This window comes from Pseudomonas sp. MF6747 (assembly GCF_963890955.1).
Lineage (GTDB): Bacteria > Pseudomonadota > Gammaproteobacteria > Pseudomonadales > Pseudomonadaceae > Aquipseudomonas.
The window spans coordinates 25,295-31,673 of sequence record NZ_CAWPSZ010000024.1 but is presented as its reverse complement, the minus strand read 5'-3'; the positions used below and the strand labels follow the sequence as shown (position 1 = coordinate 31,673).

At 60.4% G+C, this 6,379-nt stretch carries 5 protein-coding genes; 3 read left to right on the top strand and 2 right to left on the bottom strand.

The window, feature by feature from the left end:
- Positions 1-212: 212 nt before the first annotated feature.
- Together AACW30_RS20960 and AACW30_RS20955 are read right to left on the bottom strand one after the other, a co-directional pair.
- Positions 213-1,706, bottom strand: a complete 1,494-nt coding sequence (locus AACW30_RS20960) for a CoA-acylating methylmalonate-semialdehyde dehydrogenase (RefSeq protein WP_106577755.1) — start codon at positions 1,704-1,706, stop codon at positions 213-215.
- 39 nt (positions 1,707-1,745) lie between these two features.
- Positions 1,746-3,095 (bottom strand): aspartate aminotransferase family protein, encoded by a 1,350-nt coding sequence (locus AACW30_RS20955; protein WP_106577754.1) that lies wholly within the window; start codon positions 3,093-3,095, stop codon positions 1,746-1,748.
- 125 nt (positions 3,096-3,220) lie between these two features.
- On the opposite strand from AACW30_RS20955, the gene AACW30_RS20950 reads away from it, so the two are divergent.
- The 3 genes from AACW30_RS20950 to AACW30_RS20940 all read left to right on the top strand — a co-directional run bounded on the left by AACW30_RS20950 (position 3,221) and on the right by AACW30_RS20940 (position 6,370).
- On the top strand, positions 3,221-4,141 hold the full coding sequence (locus AACW30_RS20950) for a LysR family transcriptional regulator (protein ID WP_106577753.1): 921 nt from the start codon (positions 3,221-3,223) through the stop codon (positions 4,139-4,141).
- 87 nt (positions 4,142-4,228) lie between these two features.
- Complete coding sequence (locus tag AACW30_RS20945) at positions 4,229-5,623, top strand: uracil-xanthine permease family protein (RefSeq protein WP_124416351.1); 1,395 nt, start codon at positions 4,229-4,231, stop codon at positions 5,621-5,623.
- 87 nt (positions 5,624-5,710) lie between these two features.
- A complete protein-coding gene (locus tag AACW30_RS20940; protein ID WP_106577751.1) occupies positions 5,711-6,370 on the top strand; it encodes a TetR/AcrR family transcriptional regulator in 660 nt (219 codons plus the stop codon).
- Positions 6,371-6,379 lie beyond the last annotated feature (9 nt).

Here is a 6,379-nt window from a genome sequence, read left to right as displayed (position 1 = left end):
CTGGGCTTCGATGAACTGAAGCAACTCGCTGTCGAATTCTGCGTAACTCTTTGTTTACCAAGGAGTTTTCCGTTTCGACTGCGCCGGAAGTGGGGCGAATTATAGACTTCCAGAATCTGCCGTCAACACCTTTTTTCACATTTCTGTCATATCGGTCAAAAACCCCGCAGAAACGCGAAAGCCGGCCCCGAGGGGCCGGCTTTCAGCCCACTTTACAAGCTAGGAAAGGCAAACTGCGACGCTTCATGGCTGGCCCGTTGCGGCCAGCGCTGGGTGATCGCCTTGCGACGGGTGTAGAAACGCACCCCATCCGGCCCATAGGCATGCAAGTCGCCAAACAGCGAGCGCTTCCAGCCGCCGAAGCTGTGATAAGCCACTGGCACCGGCAGCGGGACGTTCACCCCGACCATGCCCACTTCGATCTCGTCACAGAACAGGCGCGCCGCCTCACCGTCACGGGTAAAGATGCAAGTGCCATTACCGTATTCGTGATCATTGATCAGCTGCATCGCCGCTTCCAGGCTATCTACCCGAACGACACACAGCACCGGCCCGAAGATCTCTTCTTTATAGATGCGCATCTCAGGGGTCACATGATCAAACAGGCTGCCGCCCAGGAAGAAACCTTCCTCATGCCCGGCAACACTTAAACCACGGCCGTCGACCACCAGCTTGGCACCCGCCGACACGCCATCTTCTATATAGCCGCTGACCTTGTCGCGCGCCTGGCCCGTCACCAACGGCCCCATATCCAGGCCGCAGGACGTGCCCGCTCCAATCTTCAGCGCTTTGACCTGCGGCACCAGCTTGGCGATCAACGCATCCGCCACCTGATCACCCACGCACACCGCCACCGAGATCGCCATGCAACGCTCCCCGCACGAACCATACGCCGCGCCCATCAAGGCACTCACGGCATTATCCAGGTCTGCATCCGGCATCAGCACCGCATGGTTCTTCGCCCCGCCCAGCGCTTGCACACGTTTGCCGCGCTTGGTCGCTTCGGAATAAATGTATTCGGCAATGGGCGTCGAGCCCACAAAGCTCAGTGCCTTGACTTCCGGCGCTTCGATCAGCGCATCCACCGCGCCCTTGTCACCGTGCACCACGCTCAACACACCCTTAGGCAGGCCGGCTTCCTGCAGCAACTGCGCGATCAGCAGCGTAGAACTTGGATCACGCTCCGACGGCTTCAGGATGAAACAGTTGCCGCAGACAATGGCCAGCGGGTACATCCACAACGGCACCATCGCCGGGAAGTTGAATGGCGTAATACCAGCCACCACGCCCAACGGCTGGAAATCCGACCAGGCATCAATGTTCGGCCCCACGTTACGGCTGTACTCGCCCTTGAGAATCTCCGGCGCCGAGCACGCGTACTCGACGTTCTCGATCCCGCGCTTCAATTCACCCGCCGCGTCCTCCAGCGTCTTGCCATGCTCTTCGCTGATCAACTGAGAGATGCGTGCTTCGTTCTGCTCCAGCAATTGCTTGAAACGAAACATCACCTGGGCACGTTTGGCCGGCGGGGTATTGCGCCAGGCCGGGAACGCGGCCTTGGCCGAGTCGATCGCCTGTTGAATGGTTTCACGACTGGCCAGTGGCACTTGGTGAATCACCTGGCCGGTAGACGGGTTATATACGTCGGCACTCCGGCCGCTGTCATTGACCAACTCACCGTTGATCAAATGCTGGATAAGGCTCATGCAGGGCTCCTGAAAAGGTGTTCTATATAGAAGGAGAAATCAGTCGATCTTGTTCAGCACTTCGCCGACCGCGTCAAACAGGCGATCCAGGTCCTGCGGCTTGCTGTTGAAGGTTGGCCCGAACTGCAGGGTGTCGCCGCCAAAGCGCACGTAGAAGCCGGCTTTCCACAAGGCCATGCCGGCCTCGAATGGACGCACAATGGCATCACCGTCACGCGGAGCAATCTGGATCGCGCCGGCCAGGCCGTAGTTACGAATGTCGATCACGTTCTTGCTGCCCTTCAAACCGTGCAGCGCATTCTCAAAGTGTGGTGCGACTTCGGCCACGCTCTGCACCAGGTTTTCCTTCTGCAGCAAGTCCAATGCCGCCAGGCCAGCCGCGCACGCCACTGGGTGCGCCGAGTAGGTATAGCCGTGGGGGAATTCCACGGCGTACTCCGGCGTCGCCTGGTTCATGAAGGTCTGATAGATCTCGCTGCTGGCAATCACCGCGCCCATCGGGATCGCGCCGTTGGTGACTTGCTTGGCGATGCACATCAGGTCCGGGGTCACGCCGAAGCTGTCGGCGCCGAACATCGAGCCGGTACGGCCGAAACCGGTGATCACTTCGTCGAACACCAACAGGATGTTGTGCTGATCGCAGATCTCACGCAGGCGCTTGAGGTAACCCTGTGGCGGCACCAGCACGCCAGCGGAGCCGGCCATCGGCTCAACAAACACGGCGGCAATGTTCGACGCGTCGTGCAGCTCGATCAACTTGAGCAGCTCATCGGCCAAAGCAATACCGCCCTGCTCCGGCATCCCACGAGAAAACGCATTGCTCGCCAGCAAGGTGTGAGGCAGGTGATCCACATCCATCAAGCCCTGACCAAACAGCTTCCGGTTACCGTTGACGCCGCCCAGGCTGGTGCCGGCAATGTTGACACCATGATAGCCACGGGCGCGGCCAATCATTTTGGTCTTGGTCGCCTGCCCCTTCAGCCGCCAGTAGGCGCGCACCATCTTCACCGCGGTATCGGCGCACTCGGAGCCGGAGTCCGTGAAAAACACGTGATTCAGATTGCCCGGCGTCAGGTCGGTGATCTTTTCTGCCAGCTGGAACGACAGCGGATGGCCGTACTGGAAGCCCGGGGAGTAGTCCAGGGTGCCCAGTTGCTTGGCGACCGCTTCCTGGATTTCCTTGCGGGTGTGCCCGGCGCCGCAGGTCCACAGGCCCGACAACGAGTCGTACACCTTGCGGCCCTTGTCATCGGTCAACCAGCTGCCTTCGGCGGCCACGATCAGGCGCGGGTCACGCTGGAAGTTACGGTTGGCGGTGTAGGGCATCCAGTGCGCATCCAACTTCAATTGGCTGGCCAGGGACGTCGGGGCGTTTTCGGGCATGTTCATCAGCAAAACCTCGCAGGGCAAAAGGCAGCGTCGGGATTGAAAAGCGTTCTTGCAGCTAAATTGCCACGGGGATAAAGTCGGTGAAATCCAACTCTTCTAACCTTCAGTCAGGCCTTCACTAAACTATGAGCAGCCGCCGACCCGACCCTCTGGCCCAAGTCAGTGACTTCGATATCCGCCTGTTGCGCATCTTTCGCAGCGTGGTGGAGTGCGGCGGCTTCTCGGCAGCAGAAACCGTGCTCGGCATTGGCCGCTCGGCCATCAGCCAGCAGATGAGCGACCTCGAACAGCGCCTGGGATTGCGCCTGTGCCAACGCGGGCGTGCCGGTTTCTCGCTCACCGAAGAAGGCCGCGAGGTCTACCAATCGGCCCTGCAGCTATTAAGTGCCCTGGAAAGCTTTCGCACTGAGGTCAACGGCCTGCACCAGCATTTGCGCGGCGAGCTGATCATCGGCCTCACCGACAACCTCGTCACCCTGCCCCACATGCGCATCACTCACGCGTTGGCACAGTTGAAGGAACGTGGCCCGGACGTGCAGATACAAATCCGCATGATCGCCCCCAATGAAGTCGAGCAAGGCGTACTCGACGGCCGCCTGCATGTCGGCGTTGTCCCCCAGGCCAGCGCGCTGTCGGGCCTGGAATACCAGCCGCTCTACAGCGAACGTTCGCTGCTCTATTGCGCGGTTGGCCACCCGCTGTTCTATGCCGACAACAAACAACTGGACGACGCCCGCCTCGACAGCCAGGACGCCATCGCCCCCACCTTCCGCTTGCCCGCCGAGATCCAGGCCCATTACCAAGCACTCAACTGCACCGCCAGCGCCTCGGACCGCGAAGGCATGGCGTTCCTGATCCTCACGGGCCGCTACATTGGTTACCTGCCTGACCACTACGCCAGCCTGTGGGTGCAACAAGGCCGACTGCGCGCGCTGAAACCGACTACACGTTTTTACGATTTGAGCCTCGCATCGGTCACGCGCAAGGGCCGTCGCCCTCATTTGGTGCTGGAAAGCTTTCTCGAGAGTCTGGCGGCAACGCGCTAGCTCGGGCCTTTCGCAAAAAGCTGAGCAACTGGACAGCTTTTTGCAAGGCACAAGGACCTTGAACCGTCCGCCCTGAGTTTGCCCGCCATGCCACCAGAAACCTCCAGCCCCAGCGACCTGATCTACGGCCTCAACGACCGCCCGAAACCCATCCCGGCAATACTGGCCGCCGCGCAACACGTGCTGGCGGCCTTCGTCGGCATTATCACGCCGCCCTTGATTATTGGCTCCACGCTGGGCCTCACCGCCCATTTGCCCTACTTGATCAGCATGGCGTTGATGGTCTCCGGCGTCGGCACCTTCATTCAGGCACGCAGACCCTTTGGCATCGGTGCCGGGATGATCTGCCTGCAAGGCACCAGCTTTGCGTTTCTCGGCGCGGTGTTGTCGGCAGGCTTTCTGGTCAAGCAACGCGGTGGCAGCCCGGAAGACATCATGGCGATGATCTTCGGCGTGTGCTTTTTCGGCGCGGCGGTACAGATCGTGTTGAGCCGCTTTATCGGCCAACTGCGCCGAGTGATCACGCCCCTGGTCACCGGGATTGTGATCACGCTGATCGGCATCAGCCTGATCAAAGTGGGCATCACCGACCTCGGCGGCGGTTTTAACGCGCCCGACTTCGGCGCTCCGGTGAACCTGGCGTTGGGCGTGTTCGTGGTGCTGACGATCATTTTGCTCAACCGCTCCAACACCCCGTGGGTTCGCCTTTCGGCGATCATCATCGGCTTGGCCCTCGGCAGCCTGGCCGCCTGGTTCAGCGGCAAACTGGTACCTCAGGCCCTGCCCGACTTGCCCTTGATCAGCGTGCCAATGCCCTTTCGCTTTGGTTTCAACTTCGACTGGAGCGCTTTTTTGCCCATCGCGCTGATTTATCTGATCAGCAGCATCGAGACCGTCGGTGACCTCACCGCCAATTGCATGATTGCGCGCCAACCCATCAGCGGCCCTTCTTATATAAGCCGACTCAAAGGCGGCGTCTTGGGCGATGGTGTGAGTTGCATGATCGCCGCTACCTTCAGCGCCTTTCCCAACACCACCTTTGCGCAGAACAATGGTGTGATCCAACTCACCGGCGTCGCCAGCCGTTACGTCGGCTTGTACATCGGCGTGCTGCTGTTCTGTCTCGGCTTGTTTCCGTTGATTGGTGCCGTGCTGCAGCAAATTCCCAAGCCGGTATTGGGCGGCGCCACCCTGGTGATGTTCGGCAGCGTGGCCGCTGCCGGGGTGCGCATCCTTGCGCAGGCGCCACTGGACCGGCGCAGCATGCTGATCATCGCCACCTCGTTCGGCGTCGGCCTGGGCATTGCCGCCCAACCGGACCTGTTGCACTTGATGCCGTCCCTGGTGCAAAACCTGTTCGACTCAGCCATCACCAGCGGCGGCCTGACCGCCATCGTGTTGTGCCTGTTGTTACCGGAAACCAAAACGACCTGCGCTGCCGCAAACCACGCGCCGGAAAGCGACACGCTGGAACCGCTTTGACGGTTTTATTGCATCGGGACTTGTCTGAGGCTTGAGGGTGGGTTATCTGTGCACACGTCGTCTCTATCGATCAGCACGGAAACCTCCATGAGCCTCGAAGTTCCTGCCCACAGCAACCACGCCGGTAAACCCGCCAGCCGCATTCGGCAAAAGAACGAACAAGCGATTCTGCAGGCTGCTGAAGACGAGTTCGCGCGCCATGGCTACAAAGGCACCAGCATGAACACCATTGCCTCGAGTGCCGGGCTGCCCAAGGCCAACCTGCATTACTACTTCACCAACAAGCTCGGCCTGTACATCGCGGTGCTCAGCAATATCCTCGAACTGTGGGACAGCACCTTCAACGCGCTGACCGCCGAGGACGACCCGGCCGTGGCGCTCACTCGCTACATCCGCACCAAGATGGAGTTTTCCCGGCGTCACCCACAGGCCTCGCGGATCTTCGCCATGGAAATCATCAGTGGCGGCGAATGCCTCACCGAATATTTCAGCCAGGATTACCGCGCCTGGTTCAGCGGTCGCGCCGCCGTGTTCCAGGCCTGGATCGACGCCGGCAAGATGGACCCCATCGACCCCGTGCACCTGATCTTCCTGCTGTGGGGCAGCACCCAGCACTATGCCGACTTTGCCACCCAGATCTGCCGCGTCACCGGGCGCACCAAGCTGACCAAACAAGACATGGAAGACGCCGGCAGCAACCTGATCCACATCATTCTCAAAGGCTGTGGCATCAAGCCCGCCCTATAAACGAAGCGA

Bases quoted from the DNA above. Each gene is read 5' to 3' on its own strand.
- AACW30_RS20960 (WP_106577755.1), bottom strand. From the start codon at position 1,706: ATGAGCCTTATCCAGCATTTGATCAACGGTGAGTTGGTCAATGACAGC.
- AACW30_RS20955 (WP_106577754.1), bottom strand. From the start codon at position 3,095: ATGAACATGCCCGAAAACGCCCCGACGTCCCTGGCCAGCCAATTGAAG.
- AACW30_RS20950 (WP_106577753.1), top strand. From the start codon at position 3,221: ATGAGCAGCCGCCGACCCGACCCTCTGGCCCAAGTCAGTGACTTCGAT.
- AACW30_RS20945 (WP_124416351.1), top strand. From the start codon at position 4,229: ATGCCACCAGAAACCTCCAGCCCCAGCGACCTGATCTACGGCCTCAAC.
- AACW30_RS20940 (WP_106577751.1), top strand. From the start codon at position 5,711: ATGAGCCTCGAAGTTCCTGCCCACAGCAACCACGCCGGTAAACCCGCC.